This is a genomic window from Actinoplanes regularis (assembly GCF_900188005.1).
Classification (GTDB): Bacteria; Actinomycetota; Actinomycetes; order Mycobacteriales; family Micromonosporaceae; genus Actinoplanes; species Actinoplanes regularis.
Genome location: NZ_FZNR01000003.1, coordinates 385,185 through 402,231 on the forward strand (window position 1 = coordinate 385,185; position 17,047 = coordinate 402,231).

16 protein-coding genes are annotated in these 17,047 nt (G+C 71.6%); 15 read left to right on the plus strand and 1 reads right to left on the minus strand.

Annotation, left to right across the window (positions count from 1 at the left end; translation table 11 throughout):
• Nucleotides 1-66: 66 nt before the first annotated feature.
• Genes mfd through CHC09_RS11375 form a run of 4 tightly spaced genes read left to right on the plus strand, consistent with a single transcriptional unit; the run spans nucleotide 67 to nucleotide 7,004 of the window.
• Nucleotides 67-3,675 (plus strand): transcription-repair coupling factor, encoded by a 3,609-nt coding sequence (gene mfd / locus CHC09_RS11360; RefSeq protein ID WP_089292982.1) that lies wholly within the window; start codon nucleotides 67-69, stop codon nucleotides 3,673-3,675.
• 32 nt (nucleotides 3,676-3,707) lie between these two features.
• Nucleotides 3,708-4,421 carry a SurA N-terminal domain-containing protein gene (locus CHC09_RS11365; protein WP_143232283.1) on the plus strand — a complete coding sequence of 238 codons (714 nt, stop codon included), beginning with the start codon at nucleotides 3,708-3,710 and terminating at the stop codon, nucleotides 4,419-4,421.
• On the plus strand, nucleotides 4,418-5,377 hold the full coding sequence (locus CHC09_RS11370; protein ID WP_089292984.1) for a nucleoside triphosphate pyrophosphohydrolase: 960 nt from the start codon (nucleotides 4,418-4,420) through the stop codon (nucleotides 5,375-5,377). Before CHC09_RS11365 ends, CHC09_RS11370 begins: the two co-directional genes overlap by 4 nt.
• A gap of 10 nt (nucleotides 5,378-5,387) precedes the next feature.
• Nucleotides 5,388-7,004, plus strand: coding sequence for a DUF885 domain-containing protein (locus CHC09_RS11375; RefSeq protein ID WP_089292985.1), 1,617 nt, complete (start codon nucleotides 5,388-5,390; stop codon nucleotides 7,002-7,004).
• A gap of 81 nt (nucleotides 7,005-7,085) precedes the next feature.
• Here CHC09_RS11375 and CHC09_RS11380 read toward each other — a convergent pair whose 3' ends face one another.
• The gene (locus CHC09_RS11380; protein ID WP_239138351.1) at nucleotides 7,086-7,628 is read right to left on the minus strand and encodes a PilZ domain-containing protein; all 543 of its coding nucleotides are present in this window, start codon (nucleotides 7,626-7,628) and stop codon (nucleotides 7,086-7,088) included.
• 254 nt (nucleotides 7,629-7,882) lie between these two features.
• Between CHC09_RS11380 and eno the strand changes: the two genes are divergently transcribed.
• From eno to CHC09_RS11435, 11 genes are all read left to right on the plus strand, one after another.
• Complete coding sequence (gene eno, locus CHC09_RS11385) at nucleotides 7,883-9,166, plus strand: phosphopyruvate hydratase (protein WP_089292987.1); 1,284 nt, start codon at nucleotides 7,883-7,885, stop codon at nucleotides 9,164-9,166.
• A 106-nt stretch (nucleotides 9,167-9,272) separates the two neighbouring features.
• Nucleotides 9,273-9,869: an FtsB family cell division protein gene (locus CHC09_RS11390; protein WP_089293202.1), complete on the plus strand. Its 597-nt coding sequence runs from the start codon at nucleotides 9,273-9,275 to the stop codon at nucleotides 9,867-9,869.
• On the plus strand, nucleotides 9,869-10,369 hold the full coding sequence (locus CHC09_RS11395; RefSeq protein ID WP_089292988.1) for a DUF501 domain-containing protein: 501 nt from the start codon (nucleotides 9,869-9,871) through the stop codon (nucleotides 10,367-10,369). Before CHC09_RS11390 ends, CHC09_RS11395 begins: the two co-directional genes overlap by 1 nt.
• Nucleotides 10,363-10,860 carry an amino-acid N-acetyltransferase gene (locus CHC09_RS11400; RefSeq protein ID WP_089292989.1) on the plus strand — a complete coding sequence of 166 codons (498 nt, stop codon included), beginning with the start codon at nucleotides 10,363-10,365 and terminating at the stop codon, nucleotides 10,858-10,860. The genes CHC09_RS11395 and CHC09_RS11400 overlap by 7 nt, the downstream gene beginning before the upstream one ends.
• A complete protein-coding gene (locus CHC09_RS11405) occupies nucleotides 10,857-11,771 on the plus strand; it encodes a Ppx/GppA phosphatase family protein (protein ID WP_179277038.1) in 915 nt (304 codons plus the stop codon). The genes CHC09_RS11400 and CHC09_RS11405 overlap by 4 nt, the downstream gene beginning before the upstream one ends.
• A gap of 217 nt (nucleotides 11,772-11,988) precedes the next feature.
• Nucleotides 11,989-12,525, plus strand: coding sequence for an LppU/SCO3897 family protein (locus CHC09_RS11410; RefSeq protein WP_089292991.1), 537 nt, complete (start codon nucleotides 11,989-11,991; stop codon nucleotides 12,523-12,525).
• Between the two features lie 87 nt (nucleotides 12,526-12,612).
• The gene (locus tag CHC09_RS11415; protein WP_089292992.1) at nucleotides 12,613-13,365 is read left to right on the plus strand and encodes a uracil-DNA glycosylase; all 753 of its coding nucleotides are present in this window, start codon (nucleotides 12,613-12,615) and stop codon (nucleotides 13,363-13,365) included.
• A gap of 49 nt (nucleotides 13,366-13,414) precedes the next feature.
• Complete coding sequence (locus CHC09_RS11420) at nucleotides 13,415-14,113, plus strand: DUF4129 domain-containing protein (protein WP_089292993.1); 699 nt, start codon at nucleotides 13,415-13,417, stop codon at nucleotides 14,111-14,113.
• Between the two features lie 49 nt (nucleotides 14,114-14,162).
• The gene (locus CHC09_RS11425; protein WP_089292994.1) at nucleotides 14,163-14,735 is read left to right on the plus strand and encodes a hypothetical protein; all 573 of its coding nucleotides are present in this window, start codon (nucleotides 14,163-14,165) and stop codon (nucleotides 14,733-14,735) included.
• 13 nt (nucleotides 14,736-14,748) lie between these two features.
• Nucleotides 14,749-15,750, plus strand: coding sequence for an AAA family ATPase (locus tag CHC09_RS11430; protein ID WP_089292995.1), 1,002 nt, complete (start codon nucleotides 14,749-14,751; stop codon nucleotides 15,748-15,750).
• Nucleotides 15,743-17,047, plus strand: a complete 1,305-nt coding sequence (locus CHC09_RS11435) for a DUF58 domain-containing protein (RefSeq protein ID WP_089292996.1) — start codon at nucleotides 15,743-15,745, stop codon at nucleotides 17,045-17,047. The genes CHC09_RS11430 and CHC09_RS11435 overlap by 8 nt, the downstream gene beginning before the upstream one ends.

Consider the following 17,047-nt stretch of genomic DNA (forward strand, 5'->3'; position numbering starts at 1 on the left):
GCACACACCCCCGCCCCCTGATCGGGCGTCGGGTGCCGTTCGTCGTGCCCTCAGGGGGTCCTCGCCATGCAACTCGCCGGTCTGATCCCCGCCGCTCTCCGCGACCGAGGGCTGTCCCGTGCCCGGGATCTGGCTCGCAAGGGTTTCGTCGACTCCGATTCGATGGATCTCACCGCGCCCGTCGCGCTGCGCCCGTTCGTGGTGGCGACCGTCGCCGGCCCCGGTGACATCGGCGGCGCCCAGCGCCCGGTGCTCGCGGTCACCGCCACCTCGCGGGAGGCCGACGACCTGGCCGACGCGCTCGGCTGCCTGATCGACCCGGACCGGGTCGCGGTCTTCCCGTCCTGGGAGACGCTGCCCCACGAGCGGCTGTCGCCCCGCTCCGACACGGTCGGCCGGCGGCTCGCCGTGCTGCGCCGTCTCGCCCACCCCGGTGGGCAGCCGCTCCAGGTGATCGTCGCCCCGGTCCGGTCCCTGCTGCAGCCGCAGCTCAAGGGGCTCGGCGACCTGGAGCCGGTGGAGCTGGTGACCGGCCGGGAGGCGGGGCTGGAGGAGGTCGCGCACCGGCTCTCCGACATGGCGTACGCCCGGGTCGACCTGGTCACCAAGCGCGGCGAGTTCGCCCTGCGCGGCGGCATCCTGGACGTGTTCCCGCCCACCGACGAGCACCCGTCCCGGGTCGAGTTCTGGGGCGACGAGGTGGAGGAGATCCGCACCTTCGCGGTCGCGGATCAGCGGACGATCGAGCAGGTCGAGCGGCTCTGGGCGCCCCCGTGCCGGGAGCTGCTGCTCACCCCGGCGGTTCGGGAGAAGGCGGCGCTGCTCGCCGCCGCGCACCCCGAGCTCGCCGAGATCCTGGAGCGGCTGGCCGAGGGCATCCCGGTCGAGGGCATGGAGTCACTGGCCCCGGCGCTGCTGGACGGCACCGACAGCATGGAGTTGCTGCTGGACTGCATGCCGGCCGGGACGCACGTGCTGCTCTGCGACCCCGAGCGGATCCGGACGCGGGCGCACGACCTCACCCGTACCTCCGATGAATTCCTCGAGGCGTCCTGGGCCGCGGCCGCCGTCGGTGGCCAGGCGCCGATCGATGTCGGCGCCGTCGCCTTCCGCAGCCTCGCGGACGTGCGTGCCCACGCCGGGACGCTGCACCAGCCCTGGTGGACGATTTCGCCGTTCGGCATGGCCGCCCCCGACGCGGCCGACGTCCTCCCCTGGGAGGACTCGTCCCCGGTGGAGGTCTCGCCGGATGCCGGTGACACCGTCGCGCTGGCCGCCCAGCCCGTCCCGCTCTATCACGGCGACACGGCCCGGCTGGCCGGCGACCTGTCCGGGTGGGCCGCCGCGGGCTGGGCGATCGCGCTGGTCTTCGAGGGCAAGGGGACCGCCCAGCGGGCCACCGAGCTGCTCCGCGACGCCGGCATCGGCGTCACCCCGGTCGACTCGATCGCCACGCCGATCGCGGACAACCAGATCCTGATCACCTGCGGTGGGCTGAACCACGGCTTCATCGACGAGGCGTCCCGGCTCGCGGTGATCACCGGCAACGACATCTCCGGCGGCCGTGGCGCGTCCATGAAGGACATGCGCAAGATGCCGGCCCGGCGGCGCAACACGATCGACCCGCTCGAGCTGAAGACCGGCGACTTCGTGGTGCACGAGCAGCACGGCATCGGGCGCTACGTCGAACTGGTCCAGCGCACCGTCAACGGCGCCGACCGGGAATACCTGGTGATCGAGTACGCGGCGTCCAAGCGCGGCCAGCCCGGCGACCGGCTCTACGTTCCCACCGACCAGCTCGACCAGCTGTCCCGCTACGTCGGCGGCGAGGCGCCCACGCTGCACAAGATGGGCGGCGCCGACTGGCAGAAGAGCAAGGCCCGGGCCAAGAAGGCGGTCAAGGAGATCGCCGCTCAGCTGATCCAGCTGTACGCCGCCCGGCAGGCGTCCAAGGGCCATTCGTTCGGGCCGGACACCCCGTGGCAGCGCGAGCTGGAGGACGCGTTTCCGTACACCGAGACGCCCGACCAGATGGCCGCGATCATCGAGGTCAAGCAGGACATGGAGCTGCAGGTCCCGATGGACCGGCTGATCTGCGGCGACGTCGGTTACGGCAAGACCGAGATCGCGGTGCGCGCGGCGTTCAAGGCGGTGCAGGACGGCAAGCAGGTCGCCGTCCTGGTGCCCACCACCCTGCTCGCCCAGCAGCACTTCAACACGTTCACCGAGCGGATGAGCCAGTTCCCGGTGCAGATCAAGCAGCTGTCCCGGTTCCAGACGCCGAAGGAGGCGACGCTCACCCTGGAGCACGCCGCCGAGGGCACCGCGGACATCGTGATCGGCACCCACCGCCTGCTGGCCAAATCCACCCGGTTCAAGAACCTCGGCCTGATCATCGTGGACGAGGAGCAGCGCTTCGGCGTCGAGCACAAGGAGCAGCTCAAGGCGCTGCGCGCCTCCGTCGACGTGCTCACCATGTCGGCCACCCCGATCCCGCGGACCCTGGAGATGGCGATCACCGGCATCCGCGAGATGTCGACCATCGCCACCCCGCCCGAGGAGCGGCACCCGGTGCTGACCTATGTCGGGGCTCAGGACGACAAGCAGGTGGCCGCCGCCATCCACCGTGAGCTGCTGCGTGACGGTCAGGTGTTCTACCTGCACAACCGGGTCGAGTCGATCGACCGGGCGGCCCGCCGGCTGCGCGAGCTGGTGCCCGAGGCGCGGGTCGCGGTGGCGCACGGCCAGATGAGCGAGGAGCAGCTGGAGAAGGTGATGGTCGGCTTCTGGGAGAAGGAGTTCGACGTGCTGGTCTGCACGACCATCGTCGAGTCCGGCATCGACATCCCGAACGCCAACACCCTGATCGTCGAGCGCGCCGACCTGCTCGGCCTGGCCCAGCTGCACCAGATCCGGGGCCGGGTCGGCCGCGGCCGGGAGCGGGCGTACGCGTACTTCCTCTACCCGCGGGAGAAACCGCTCACCGAGCACGCCCACGAGCGGCTGGCCACCATCGCCCAGCACACCGAGCTCGGCGCCGGTATGTACGTCGCGATGAAGGACCTGGAGATCCGCGGCGCCGGCAACCTGCTCGGCGGCGAGCAGTCCGGCCACATCGAGGGCGTCGGCTTCGACCTGTACGTGCGGATGGTCGGCGAGGCGGTCAGCGCGTTCAAGGGCGAGCGCCCCGAGGAGGAGCCCGAGGTCAAGATCGACCTCCCGATCGACGCGCACCTGCCCACCGACTACATCTCGGTCGAGCGTCTGCGCCTGGAGATGTACCGCAAGCTCGCCGAGGCCCGCGACGACGTCCGCCTGGAGGAGGTCATCGCCGAGATGACCGACCGCTACGGCGAGCCGCCGGAACAGGTGGTCAACCTGATCGCGGTGGCCCGTTTCCGGCACCTGGCCCGGGCGTACGGCCTGACCGACGTCTCGATGCAGGGCAAGCACATCCGCTTCGCCCCGCTCGGCCTGCCGGATTCGAAGCAGTTGCGGCTCAAGCGGTACCACCCGGACTCGGTCTACAAGGCGGTGAACGAGCAGGTCAGCGTCCCCCGTCCGAGCACCCGCCGGATCGGTGGGGAGCCGTTGCGCGACCAGGCGCTGTTGCAGTGGTGCGCCCAGTTGCTCAAGGACGTGCTCGGCGAGGTCCCGACGGCGGCCCGCGTGTGACGGATGACACTGAGCGTGAGACAGTGTTGACCATGCAGCGTACCCGCCGACTCGCATCCATGACCGTCGTCGCGTCCCTTGCGCTCGCCGGCCTGTCCGCCTGCCGTGCTGGAACGGACGTGGCCGCCTCCGTCGGTGACGCCCGGATAACCGAGGAGCGGGTTCAGGCGGTGCTGGACGACGCGCGCAACGCCCTGGGCGAGAACGCGGCGAACCTGCCGATCACCCGCGAGGACGTCGTCAACGTGCTGGTCAGCCGGGACCTGATCGACCGGGTCGCGGCCCGGCACAACGTGCGGTTGCCGGCCAGCCCCTCGTACGACCAGTTCGCCGCCCTGGTCCGGCTCCCGGCGACGACCGAGTACGTGCGGCTCTACACCGAGTACAGCACCCTTCAGTACGACGTCGAGCAGTCGATGACCAGCACGACCCCCCTCAGCGACGACGACCTGAAGGACGTCTTCCACCGGCTCACCGCGAACGGCGGGATCGAGCCGGGCACCACCTTCGACACCTTCCGGACCAGTGTCCCGCCCGAGGCCCTGAAGGAGCTGCAGGCCGCGGTCGCGCTCCGCGACGAGGTGCACGAGGTCGCCGACCCGCTGAACGTCTCGGTCCACCCGCGGTACCAGCCGCTGGAGCTCGGCGTCTACGGCGTTCGGAACCAGAAGACCAACGCGATCTACCAGCTCGTCGCGGCCGAGGTGGGCACCGACGTGACCGTGCCGGTCTCCGACGTCTCTTGAGCACCCGGATCGTCCTGCTGGTCACCTCGCCGCGGCTGCCGGCGGGGCTGCTCACCGCCGAGGCGTGGGACACCGTGCGCGCCGGGCTGGTCTTCGCGGCGGCGGAGTCCGAGCAGACGGCGGCGCTACGGGCGACCGGTGTGCCGGTGACCGTGCTGGACACCGACGCGCAGGGTCTTCTGGACGAGACGCGCGGTGCGCCGCTGGTGGTCTGGCTGGCCGGCCCGCACGGCGATCAGCCGTTCGCGCGCCAGCTCGGGTTGCGGCTGGCCCGTGAACCCGGCCTGGCCGAGCTGGAGCTGATGTACGGCAGCTGGGATCCGCCCGGCGCCCGGCTGCTGGACGCGGTCGCGGTGATGGACCGGCTCGTCTCGCCCGGCGGGGACGCGTGGAAACGCGCGCAGACCCATCGCACGCTCGCCCCCTATCTGCTGGAGGAGAGCTACGAGGCGTACGACGCGATCGAGCGGGGCGACCTGGACGAACTCCGCGAGGAGCTGGGCGACGTGCTGCTGCAGATCGTGCTGCACGCCCGGCTCGCCGAGGAGCTGCCGGACGGGCGGGCCTGGAACGTCGACGACGTGGCCGGAATCCTGGTCGAGAAGATGATCAGGCGGAACCCGCACGTCTTCGCCGGCGAGCGGGTCGAGGACCTCGAGGAGATCACCGCCAACTGGGAGCGGATCAAGCGCGAGGAGAAGGCGCGCGAGTCCGTGTTGGACGGGGTGGCGCTGAGCCAGCCGGCACTGGCGCTGGCCGCGAAGCTGCTGCACCGCGTCGCGCGGGGCGGGCTGGAGGTTGCCCTCCCTGAGGGCGACGACCTCGGCGCGGTGCTGCTGCGGCTGGTCGCCGAGGCGCGGGCCGCGGGCCACGATCCCGAGGCCGAGTTGCGGCGGGCCGCTCTGGCGTACGGCGAGGCGGTGCGGGTGGCGGAAAAAGCGGGTCCCGCCGAGTAGGTTTCTTGGCATGCCGGAGTTCGTACCGCTCGCCGAACGCATCACCGACGCTCTGCTGGAGAGCGATCCCGTGACGGCTCTCTACGCGGGTGACCATCGCTTCGACGATCGGCTGCCCGACCTCTCCGCCACCGCGGTCACGGGTCGGGTCAGCATGCTGCGCGACGCCGCCGACGCGCTCAGCGGTGTCGACGCCGACGGGCTCGACGCCGAGGACCAGGTCGACCACGCGATTCTCACCGCCCAGGTGGAGCGCCGGCTGTTCGAGTTCACCGAGATCCGTGAGCACGAGTGGAACCCGCTGGAGCACAACCCCGGCCCACTGCTGCACGGGCTGCTGTCCCGCCCGTTCGCGCCCGCCGCCGAGCGGCTGGAGAGCCTGCGCGGCCGGCTCGCCGCGATGCCGGACGCGCTGGCCACCGCCCGGGCCGTGCTCAGCGACGTGCCCCGGATCCACGCCGAGACCGCGGCCGGCCAGTTCGCCGGCACGGCCGGGCTGATCCGCGACGAGTTGCCGGTCCTGCTGGCGCGGGAGCCGGGGCTGCGGGGCTCGGTCGAGCCGGTCGCCGCGGCCGCGCTGGCGGCGCTCGACGAGTTCGACGGCTGGCTGCGCCGTGGGCTGGAGAGCGGCGAGCCCGGCCGGGACCCACGGCTCGGCCGCCGCCTGTGGGAGGCGCGCCTCTGGCACACACTGGACACCGAGCTCTCGGCGGCCGACGTGCTCGCCCGGGCCCGGGAGAACCTGGACCGGGTGAGCGGCGAGCTGCGCACGCTCGCGGCCGAGCTGGTCGGCGGAGCGGCCGACGACGAGACCGTGCGCCGCGCCCTGCACACCATGGCCGAGCGGCACCCGGACAACGACACGATCGTCGGCCTGGCCAAGGGCACATTGGACGAGGCGACCGAGTTCGTCCGCGACCACGACCTCGTGTCGCTGGTCGACGACCCGTGCGTCATCGAGGAGATGCCGGAGTTCGCGCGGGGTGTCGCGGTGGCCTACTGCGATCCGCCCGGGCCACTGGAGACGGCCGACGTGCCGACGTTCTACTGCATCGCCCCGGCACCGTCCGACTGGCCGGCCGAGCGGGTCCGCAGCTTCTACCGTGAGTACAACAACGAGATGATCCGGGACCTGACCGTGCACGAGGCGATGCCGGGGCACTTCCTGCAGCTGGCGCACGCCCGCCGGTTCCGGGGGAGCAGCCGGGTCCGCGCGCTCGGCTGGTCCGGGCCGTTCGTCGAGGGCTGGGCGGTCTACGCCGAGGAACTGATGGCCGGCCTCGGCTTCGGCGGGCTGCCGGTCAGGTTGCAGCAGCTCAAGATGCAGCTCCGGATGAGCCTCAACGCGATCATCGACCAGTTGACGCACTGCGAGGACCTGCCCGAGTCCGAGGCGATGGCGCTGATGACCGGGCGTGGTTTCCAGGAGGAGGGGGAGGCCGCCGGCAAGTGGCGCCGGGCCCTGCTCACCTCGACCCAGCTCTCCACGTACTTCGTCGGTTACCTCGAGGTGGCGGAGCTGGCCGCCGCGCGGCCGTTCGGTGCCACCCCCAAGGCCTGGCACGACGCCATGCTCGCGCACGGTTCACCGCCGCCGCGCCACCTGCGTAGCCTCCTCGGCGTCTGATCCACCGCCAGGCGTGGTCACGCAGCGGGATCCGTCGCTGAATGGGGCGGCGGATTCCGTAATTGTTTCCCGAACGTTTGTTCAGATCGACTCGTTGGCCTTGGCGCGCTCCAGCCTCTGCAGCTGCATGATGTAACCCCGAATGATCTTCGCCTGTGATTCGTGCAGCTGATAGAGCGCGATCAGCTCGATCGACAAGTCCTCCTCGCCCGGCGCCCGCCGATGTATCGGACTGACCTTTGCCACGGTGGCCGACAGGTTGATCACCTCAGAGCCGAGCTGCACCTCCATGGTCACCTTGCTGTCCGCTTCCACCTCGAAGTCGGGGAATCTCGCCCGCACCGCGCCCTCGCTGATGTCCTGCACGAGACCGGTCGCCTCCTGCCCCGCGCGGGTCATCACGATCGGCTCGCCACCGCCGCCGCGCACGTAGAGACGGCTCTGGGTGATTTGCGGCACGCCTTCCGCCCGGAGCTCGACCCGGTTCTCGTCGATCCCGATCACCGTGGCGGGCACCGCGTACTTTCCCCGGGGTGCGGCCCACCGCACGGTCACCGTTGATCCGATCAGCGGCACTTCTGCGAGTGGAAGCGAAACCGTGACGACCTTGGCGGCGACCGTCACGACACGGACCTCGGGGTGGACAACACCCGCGGCCTCCAACTCGAGGGGCAGGCCGTCCTGGGGAAACAGGCTGCTACTCATAGTGCCCACTGTTTCGGCAGGAAAGCCGCGGTCTTGAGGCATACCGCCCGGTGAAGTTGCCCGGGCGGCCGAACGGGCGGCCCCTGGGATCGTTAGGCTTCCGGGTGTGGTCGGCCCGCAGGGTCGCGGACCGAAACTGTATCCGTACAACCATTTAGGGAGCGACACCACAAATGGCCACCATTGAAGCAATCGTCGCCCGAGAGATCCTGGATTCTCGGGGCAACCCGACCGTCGAGGTCGAGGTCGGCCTGGACGACGGCACGGTCGGCCGCGCGGCGGTGCCGTCCGGCGCTTCCACCGGCGCGTTCGAGGCGCTCGAGCTGCGTGACGGCGACAAGGGCCGCTACCTCGGCAAGGGTGTCGAGAAGGCGGTCGCCAACATCGAGGACAAGATCGCCGACGAGCTGATCGGGTACGAGGCGAGCGAGCAGCGCCTGATCGACCAGAAGATGCTCGACCTGGACGGCACCGACGGCAAGTCGGAGCTGGGCGCCAACGCGATCCTGGGCGTCTCGCTGGCTGTCGCCAAGGCCGCGGCGCTCTCCGCCGAGCTCCCGCTGTTCCGCTACATCGGTGGCCCGAACGCCGCTGTCCTGCCGGTCCCGATGATGAACATCGTGAACGGTGGCGCGCACGCCGACTCGAACGTCGACGTGCAGGAGTTCATGATCGCCCCGATCGGCGCGCCGACCTTCCGCGAGGCGCTGCGCACCGGTGCCGAGGTGTACCACGCGCTGAAGTCGGTGCTGAAGAAGAAGGGCCTCTCCACCGGCCTGGGCGACGAGGGCGGCTTCGCGCCGAACCTGCCGGCCAACGCCGCCGCGCTGGACCTGATCGCCGAGGCCGTCCAGGCCGCCGGCTTCTCCCTGGGCAGCGACATCGTGCTGGCCATGGACGTCGCCGCGACCGAGTTCTACAAGGACGGGGCGTACGTCTTCGAGGGCTCCTCGAAGTCGACCGACGAGATGATCGCGTACTACGCGAAGCTCGCCGCCGACTACCCGATCGTCTCCATCGAGGACCCGCTGGCCGAGGACGACTGGGCCGGCTGGAGCGCGATGAGCGAGCAGCTCGGCAACAAGATCCAGATCGTCGGCGACGACCTGTTCGTCACCAACCCGCAGCGCATCGCCCGCGGCATCGCCGAGGCCGCCGGTAACGCCGTGCTGGTCAAGGTGAACCAGATCGGCTCGCTGACCGAGACCCTGGACGCCGTGGACCTGGCCCACCGGGCCGGCTTCAAGACCATGATGTCGCACCGGTCCGGTGAGACCGAGGACACCACCATCGCCGACCTGGCGGTGGCGGTCGGCTCCGGCCAGATCAAGACCGGCGCTCCGGCCCGTTCGGACCGCGTCGCGAAGTACAACCAGCTGCTGCGCATCGAGGAGCAGCTGGAGAGCGCCGCCCGGTACGCCGGGGCCGGCGCGTTCCCGCGTTACCGGGTCGCGTAACACCCGACCGGCAGATCATGGAGTTGTGGCACCCGCGCTCGGCGGCATAGGTTTCCGGACGGGTGCCACAATCCGTGATGGCCATCGAAGCGGGGGAGGGGTGGACATGACGCAGCGGCGCATGCCGAGCGGTCAGGGTCCGGCCCGCCGTTCCGGTGCGAGTGGCCGGCCCGGCGTCCCGCGTTCCCGCAACACCGGCACGGTCCGGGTCGAGGCCCGCCCGACCGTTCGCGTTCCGACTTCTCGCACGGCGCGGCCGACCGGCTCACGGCGTACGTCGCAATCCGGCGGCCCCGCCGCGAAGCGCACCGCGGCACCGCGCCCTCGCGCGCTGACCACCCGGGCCACCATCCTCCTCGCGGTCTTCGTGGTCCTCGCCCTCGCCTACACCTACCCCATCCGGGTCTACCTGCAGCAGGAGTCGCAGATCGCCCAGATGGAGCGGGCCCAGGCCGAGCAGCGGGTGCACATCGCCGAGACGGCGAAGGAGCTGGCCAAGTGGCGCGACGACGAGTATGTGCGGATCCAGGCCCGGAAAGAGCTGTACTACGTTCGCCGCGGTGAGGCCCCGCTGCTGGTGATCAACGACCCGGAGGGCGCCGCGCGCGACTCCGACAGGAAAGCCCCGGCGGCCCTTCCGGACCGCTGGTACGACACGCTGTGGCACAGCGTCCGAGCCGCCGACGCGGAGCCCTCGAACTGATGGAAGCACCAACCCCCGCCGACCTCGACATCGTGGCGGCCCAGCTCGGCCGGCCGCCCCGCGGCACTCGGGCGATCGCGCACCGCTGCCCGTGCGGCAACCCGGACGTGGTGGAGACCGCGCCGCGGCTGGACGACGGCACGCCGTTCCCCACGATGTACTACTTGACGTGTCCACACGCCACCGCCGCGTGCAGCCGGCTGGAGTCCGCCGGCGTGATGCGGGACATGCAGGAGCGGCTGAGCACCGATCCCGAGCTGGCGGCCCACTACGCGCGGGCGCACCAGGACTATCTGGACCGTCGCCAAGCGATCGAGGACGTCCCGGAGATCCGGCACGTCTCCGCCGGCGGCATGCCCGATCGGGTGAAGTGCCTGCACGTCCATCTCGGGCACGCGCTGGCCGCGGGCCGTGGGGTGAACCCGTTCGGCGACGAGGTCCGCGACGCCATCGAGCCCTGGTGGATCGGCGGTTCGTGTGTGAAGAAAGACGAATGCTGATCCGGCGCGCCCGGACCGGGGACGTCAAGGCGATCCGCGCCCTGGTCGACACGTACACCACCGACCGGCGGCTGCTCAGCAAGGCCACGGTCACCCTCTACGAGTCCGTCCAGGAGTTCTGGGTGGCGGTCGACGAGGAGGACGGCAGGGTGGTCGGCTGCGGCGCCCTGCACGTGATGTGGGAGGACCTGGCGGAGATCCGCACGGTCGCGGTGCACCCGTCCCAGCGCGGAAAGAGGATCGGCCACCGGATCGTCGCGGTGCTCCTCGAACAGGCTCGTGAGCTCGGCGTGCGCCGGGTCTTCTGCCTCACGTTCGAGACCCGGTTCTTCGGATCGTTCGGGTTCACCGAGATCGACGGGGCGCCGGTCCCGCACGCCGTCTACGAGCAACTGCTGCGCTCGTACGACGAGGGCGTCGCCGAGTTCCTGGACCTGGAGCGGGTCAAGCCGAACACCCTGGGGAACAAGAGAATGTTGCTGCACCTATGAGAGTGGCCGCGATCGACTGTGGGACGAACGCGATCCGGCTGCTGATCGCGGACGTGACCGGTGACCGGCTGACCGACGTCTCCCGCCGGATGGAGATCGTCCGGCTGGGTGAGGGCGTGGACCGGACCGGGATGCTCTCCCCGGCCGCGATCGCGCGCACCCGGGCCGCGCTGGCCGGCTACGCCGCCGAGATCAAGGAATCAGAAGCGGTCAGGGTACGGATGTGCGCCACCTCCGCCTCCCGCGACGCCTCGAACGCGCGGGACTTCCGCGACATGGTGCGTGGCGTGCTCGGCGTCGACCCCGAGGTGATCACCGGGGAGCAGGAGGCCGGGCTCTCCTTCCTCGGCGCCGTCAAGGGCCTCGCCGCCCCGGGCCCGTACCTGGTCTTCGATCTGGGCGGCGGCTCCACCGAGTTCGTCACCGGGACCGACTCGGTCGACCGGGCGATCTCGGTGGACATCGGCTGCGTCCGGATGACCGAGCGGCATCTGCACGGCGACCCGCCCACGGCGCGGGAGCTGGCCGCGGCGGAGCGGGACGTGACGGCGGCGGTGGACGCGGCCCTGGCGGCCGTCCCCGGCCGGGAGGCACGGACCCTGGTCGGACTCGCGGGGACGGTCACCACCGTCGCCGCGCTGGCTCACGACCTTCCCGAGTACGACTCCACGCGCATCCACCACAGCGAGATCAGCCGCACGGCGGTCGCCCGGGTCACCGGGGAGCTGCTGGGGATGACCGTCGAGCAGCGCCGCGCGCTGCCGGTGATGCACCCGGGCCGGGCCGACGTGATCGGCGCCGGTGCTCTGATCATGCGGATCGTGATGGAGCGCTCCGGCCACGACACGGTGATCGCCTCGGAGCACGACATCCTGGACGGCATCGCGTTCGGCCTGGCCGAAGCGGCCTGAGGCGCTGAAGGGGCAGCTCCGGCTGCCCGTTCGGCCATATTTCGCCGTCGGTGAGTCGTCGCGACGGCACCCTCGGTGATCTTCCCAGGAAGGTCACAGCACTTTGTGAGCAATCTCCGATAACCCCAGGTAAACCGGGGTCGCGCGACGCCCTGACCGGTCGTTATTCTCGCCTGCCAAACGATCGGGCGGTCGCCGTCCGCGAAAGGAATCATCGATGTCCAATCCGGTTGAGCCGACCTCGGGCGCCGCGCAGGCCTTCCCGCCGCCGAACAGCGGCCAGGGCTTCCCGCCGCCGAACAGCGGCCAGGGCTTCCCGCCGCCGAACGCGGGCGTTCCCGGTGCTCCGGGCACCGAGGGCTTCCCGCCGCCGATCCCCGCCGAGCCGAAGAAGTCGGCCGGCAAGAAGATCCTCAGCATCCTCGGCGTGATCGTCGTCGCCGTGGTGATCTTTGGGCTGAAGTTCGGCCTGCGCACGGCGCTCGCCGATGACCCGACCGCGGACGCCAAGGTCGGCGACTGCATCTCGGTGTCCGACAAGGTCAAGGACAACGAGACCACCGAGACCGAGGCCGACATCGTCGACTGCTCCTCGAAGGAGGCCCTGTTCGTCGTGGTCGGCCGCGTCGAGGGCACCAGTGACGTCGAGGGCCCCGCCTGCGACAAGTTCTTCACCGAGAACGACAAGGACCCGGCGGCCCTGGGCAGCGCGAAGAAGGACGACTACCTGCTCTGCATCAAGGCCAAGGGCTGATCGCAACAGGCTGTACGGGGGCGGTGTCTCGGTCGAGACGCCGCCCCCGGTTGCATCCCGGTGTGCCGGAGATGCTCTGCTGTTCCGGTGCAACCGTCCGAGACCTCACCGCGTACCCCGCAAGAGGTTGTCGCGCGAGCGGCGCAAGCCGCCTCGCTGAGCGTGCTCGACGCCGGCATCGCGGATTGTTTCGCCTGCCCCCGCCTGGTCGAGTGGCGCACCGAGGTGGCCACCGTCAAGCGCGCCGCGTTCCGTGACCAGCGATACTGGGGCCGCCCGGTGCCCGGCTACGGCCCGGACGACGCCGCGATCGCCATCCTCGGGCTGGCCCCCGCCGCGCACGGCGGCAACCGCACCGGCCGGATCTTCACCGGGGATCGCTCCGGCGACGTTCTCTTCGCCGCCCTGCACCGCGCCGGCCTGGCGAATCAGCCGACCAGCGTCTCCGCCGACGACGGGCTCGAACTGCGGCACACCCGGATCTTCGCGGCGGTGCGCTGCGCGCCGCCGGACAACAAACCCACGCCGGAGGAGCGGGACACCTGCGCTCCCTGGGTCCGCCGCGAGCTGGAACTGATCAGACCCACACTGCGGGTGGTGGTCGCGCTCGGCGCGTTCGCCTGGGCCGCCTGGTGGCCGGCGATGAGATCCGCGTACGGCGTGGACGCCCCCGTCCCCCGTCCGAAATTCGGGCACGGCGCCGAGGTGCACCATCCCGGCGTGCCCCCGGTGGTGGGCTGTTTCCACGTCAGCCAGCAGAACACTTTCACCGGCCGGCTCACCCCCGCGATGCTCGACGCCGTGCTCTTCCGTGCCAAGGCCCTGGCGGGCCTGGCATGATGCGAGTCCTGTCCGCACCCCGCCTCGAGTCACGGATCTGACGCGCCCGATGGACCTAGCTCAACTGCGCCGCTGGTGGCCGCTGGCCGCCGTCATCGGGTTGCTCTTCGTGGCCTCGCTGGCCGCCACCCGGTCGGCGCCCCAGCTGGACCGGATCACCCCGCGGGCGACCCCGACCACCACCGCACCGCCGCTGCTGCCGCCCACCCCGCACCCGTCCGCCCCGCCGACCCCCGAGACGCCGGTCGAGGCCGCCAGCGGTCTGCCCGACTGGGTCGGCTCGGTGACGCTGGTGATCCTCGCGGTCCTGGTCGTCGCGATGATCATCATTCTGACCTGGGCGCTGGTGCGGGACGTGGCCCGCCGCCGGAAGAACCGCACCGGCCGCCACGGTCGCCGGCGCGCCGGGAACACCGCTGAGGACCTGGTCGCCGCGCTCGACGCGGGCCTGGAAGAGCTCTCCGACACCGACCGCGACCCGCGCCGCGCGGTGATCGCCTGCTGGGTGCGCCTGGAGCAGGCCGCCGCCGTGGCCGGCACCCCGCGCAACCCGGGCGACAGCCCGACCGACCTGGTCGGCCGGCTGCTCGCCGAGCAGCAGGTGGACGCGGCGGTGCTGGCCGCACTGATGGAGGTGTACCGGGAGGCCCGGTACGCCACGCACACCGTCGACGACCGGATGCGTCATCAGGCCCGGTACGCCCTGGAGCGGCTGCGCGCCGACCTCGGAACGGGGGTGCCGGCATGAGCGGATCGGTCGGCTCAGGTCACCGCCGGAGCGCGGGGGAGGTGCCGGTATGAGCGACGGGGGGCTCGAAGAGCTCTTTGGGATGACCGCGCCGCCCCCCGCGGCGGCTCCGAAAGCCCGCAGGCGCCGCTCGCCGGCGCTCCGGGTCGTCGGCAACGTGGCCCTGGTGGCCGCGGTCACCGTGGTCGTCGTGGCCGCGCTGCGGGCCGGCTCGGTGCAGGCGCCACTGCTGCTGGTCGTCGCCCTGATCGCCGGCCTGCGGCTGATCACGATCGCGGCCACGGCGGTTCGCCCGCCCCGCCCGATGAAGGGCCATGCCAACGCCGGCAACGCCGCGGCCCGCGCCACCGACTCGCTGCGTGCCACGGTGCGCCGCTGGGAGCAGACGTTGGACAAGGCGCACTCCGACTCGGACACCTATGCGCGTAACGTCTTGCCGGTGCTCGGCGAACTCGCCGACGAGCGCCTGCGGTTGCGGCACGGCCTCACCCGGGCCAGTGATCCGCGCCGCGCCCGGCAGTTACTCGGCGAGGAGGCTTGGGCGGTACTGTCCGACCCCGGCCGGCGCGGGCTCAAAACGCGCGACCTTGAGACGTACGTACAAGCGATGGAACGACTGTGAGAAAGGTGCGCCGGTGACGCAGACAGGCGTACAGGCTCTTCCCCCGCACGAGGTCGGGCGGCTTGCCGAGGCCGTTCTCGACGCCGTGAACAGCGTCCTGGTCGGCAAGCGGGAGGCGCTCGAGCTGGTGCTCGCCGGTATTCTGGCCGGCGGCCACGTCCTGCTCGAGGACCTGCCAGGGCTCGGCAAGACGCTGACCGCCCGCTCCTTCGCCCAGGCGCTCGGCCTGGACTTCCGGCGCCTGCAGTTCACCCCCGACCTGCTGCCCGCCGACGTCACCGGCTCCTTCCTGTACGACCAGCGCAAGGGTGACTTCGCGTTCCGGGCCGGCCCGGTCTTCACCAACATGCTGCTCGCCGACGAGATCAACCGGACTCCGCCGAAGACCCAGTCCGCCCTGCTCGAGGCGATGCAGGAGAAGCAGGTCTCGGTCGAGGGTGTGACGTACCGTCTCGACCCGCCGTTCCACGTGCTGGCGACCGCCAACCCGATCGAGTACGAGGGCACGTACCCGCTGCCCGAGGCCCAGCTGGACCGCTTCCTGCTCCGCGTCTCGTTCGGTTACCCGACGGCCGAGGAGGAGTGGGAGGTCATGCGCCGCCGGATGTCCCGGCGCCAGGAGGAGACCCAGCTCGCACCGGTGGTCGACGCCCGGACCCTGCAGATCATGCAGGCCGCGCTGGAGTCCGTGGCGGTCGAGGACTCGATCGGGCGCTACATCGTCTCGCTGGCCGCCGCCACCCGCGAGCACAGCGCGGTGCTGGTCGGCTCGTCGCCGCGTGGCTCGCTGGCCCTGCTGCTACTGGCCCGGGCCCGGGCCGCGATGGCCGGCCGGGACTACGTGGTGCCCGAGGACGTCAAGGACGTCGCCGTGCCCGCGCTGGCCCACCGGATCACGCTCCGGCCGGAGATGTGGCTGCGCCAGGTGAACCCGGCGTTCGTGGTGCAGGAGGTGCTCAGCGCGGTGCCGGCCCCGGCCAGCGGGGCGCTTCCGACCTACGCGCGGCATGACTGAACCGACCGCTCCGAGCTGGGCGCCGACCCGTGCGCTCGGCCGCTCGGTGCTGCTCACCGGCCTGTTGTTGCTGCTCGGGGTGGCGCTCGGCCGGGTCGACCTGGTGCTGCTGGCCGCACCGTTCGCGATCGGCGCGGCGCTGAACCTGCGGCGCAGGCCGCAGTCGGCGCCCGAGGTGACCATCACCGCGGACGAGGCGTACCTGGTCGAGGGCGGTGCGGTGCAGGCCGGGCTGACCGTCGCCAACGCCGACGTGCTCGGGTACGACCTGGTCGTGGTGCGTACCAGGACGTCGCCGTGGCTGCGGCTGGAGCACGCCGACCGGCCGTTCGCGATCACCGTGCCGTCCGACGGCTGGGCCGCGATCGACCTGCCCGGCGAGGCACTGCGCTGGGGCCGGCACGACGTCGGGCCGGCCGCCGCGCGGGCCGCCGCTTGTGGGGGACTGCTGGCCTGCCGCCCGGTGGTGACCGCGGCCCGCGGCGTCCGGGTCTACCCGGTCACCGAGCCGTTCAAGGCCACCGAGTCGATGCCGGCCGCGGCCGGCCTGGTCGGCGCGCACCGCTCGCGACGCCTCGGCGAGGGGGGCGAGCTCGCCGGGGTGCGCCAGTTCGCACCCGGGGACCGGCTGCGCCGCATCGACTGGCGGGTGTCGCTGCGCACCCGGGACCTGCACGTGGCCTCCACCCTCTCGGACCGGGACGCCGAGGTGCTGCTCCTGCTCGACCTGCTCGGCGAGGTCGGCGTCTCCGGCGGCGTCGGTGGCAGCACGTCGGTGCTGGACACCACGGTCCGGGCGGCCGCCGCCGTCGCCGAGCACTACCTGCACCGCGGTGACCGGGTGTCGCTGCTGGAGTACGGCGCGACCGCCCGCCGGCTACGCGCCGCGTCCGGCCGCCGGCAGTACCTGACCGTCCTGGAGTGGCTGCTCGACGTGCGCGCCGACCCGGTCGACGAGCAGTACGAGCCGGCCCTCGGTGCCCACCACATCTCCACGTCCGCGCTGGTCGTGGTGCTCACCCCGCTGATCGACCCACGGGCCGCGGACATGCTGGCCCAGCTGACCCAGGCCGGCCGGTACACCGTCGCCGTGGACACCCTGCCCGAGGACACCGCCCCGCCGGTCCGCAACCAGTGGACCCCGCTGGCCACCCGGCTGTGGCGGATCGAACGGGAGAACGTGCTCGGGCGGCTCCGCGAGCACGGCGTGCCGGTGGTCGCCTGGGCCGGGGCCGGCAGCCTCGACCTGGTGCTGCGCGACGTGGCCCGGATGGCCGCCGCGCCGAGGGGGCGATGA

What these genes read in the sequence shown, in the direction of transcription:
- CHC09_RS11405 (WP_179277038.1), top strand. Translation starts at nt 10,857, where the DNA reads ATGAGAGTGGCCGCGATCGACTGTGGGACGAACGCGATCCGGCTGCTG.
- CHC09_RS11420 (WP_089292993.1), top strand. Translation starts at nt 13,415, where the DNA reads ATGGACCTAGCTCAACTGCGCCGCTGGTGGCCGCTGGCCGCCGTCATC.
- CHC09_RS11400 (WP_089292989.1), top strand. Translation starts at nt 10,363, where the DNA reads ATGCTGATCCGGCGCGCCCGGACCGGGGACGTCAAGGCGATCCGCGCC.
- CHC09_RS11365 (WP_143232283.1), top strand. Translation starts at nt 3,708, where the DNA reads ATGCAGCGTACCCGCCGACTCGCATCCATGACCGTCGTCGCGTCCCTT.
- mfd (WP_089292982.1), top strand. Translation starts at nt 67, where the DNA reads ATGCAACTCGCCGGTCTGATCCCCGCCGCTCTCCGCGACCGAGGGCTG.
- CHC09_RS11375 (WP_089292985.1), top strand. Translation starts at nt 5,388, where the DNA reads ATGCCGGAGTTCGTACCGCTCGCCGAACGCATCACCGACGCTCTGCTG.
- CHC09_RS11410 (WP_089292991.1), top strand. Translation starts at nt 11,989, where the DNA reads ATGTCCAATCCGGTTGAGCCGACCTCGGGCGCCGCGCAGGCCTTCCCG.
- CHC09_RS11435 (WP_089292996.1), top strand. Translation starts at nt 15,743, where the DNA reads ATGACTGAACCGACCGCTCCGAGCTGGGCGCCGACCCGTGCGCTCGGC.
- CHC09_RS11395 (WP_089292988.1), top strand. Translation starts at nt 9,869, where the DNA reads ATGGAAGCACCAACCCCCGCCGACCTCGACATCGTGGCGGCCCAGCTC.
- CHC09_RS11425 (WP_089292994.1), top strand. Translation starts at nt 14,163, where the DNA reads ATGAGCGACGGGGGGCTCGAAGAGCTCTTTGGGATGACCGCGCCGCCC.
- eno (WP_089292987.1), top strand. Translation starts at nt 7,883, where the DNA reads ATGGCCACCATTGAAGCAATCGTCGCCCGAGAGATCCTGGATTCTCGG.
- CHC09_RS11390 (WP_089293202.1), top strand. Translation starts at nt 9,273, where the DNA reads ATGACGCAGCGGCGCATGCCGAGCGGTCAGGGTCCGGCCCGCCGTTCC.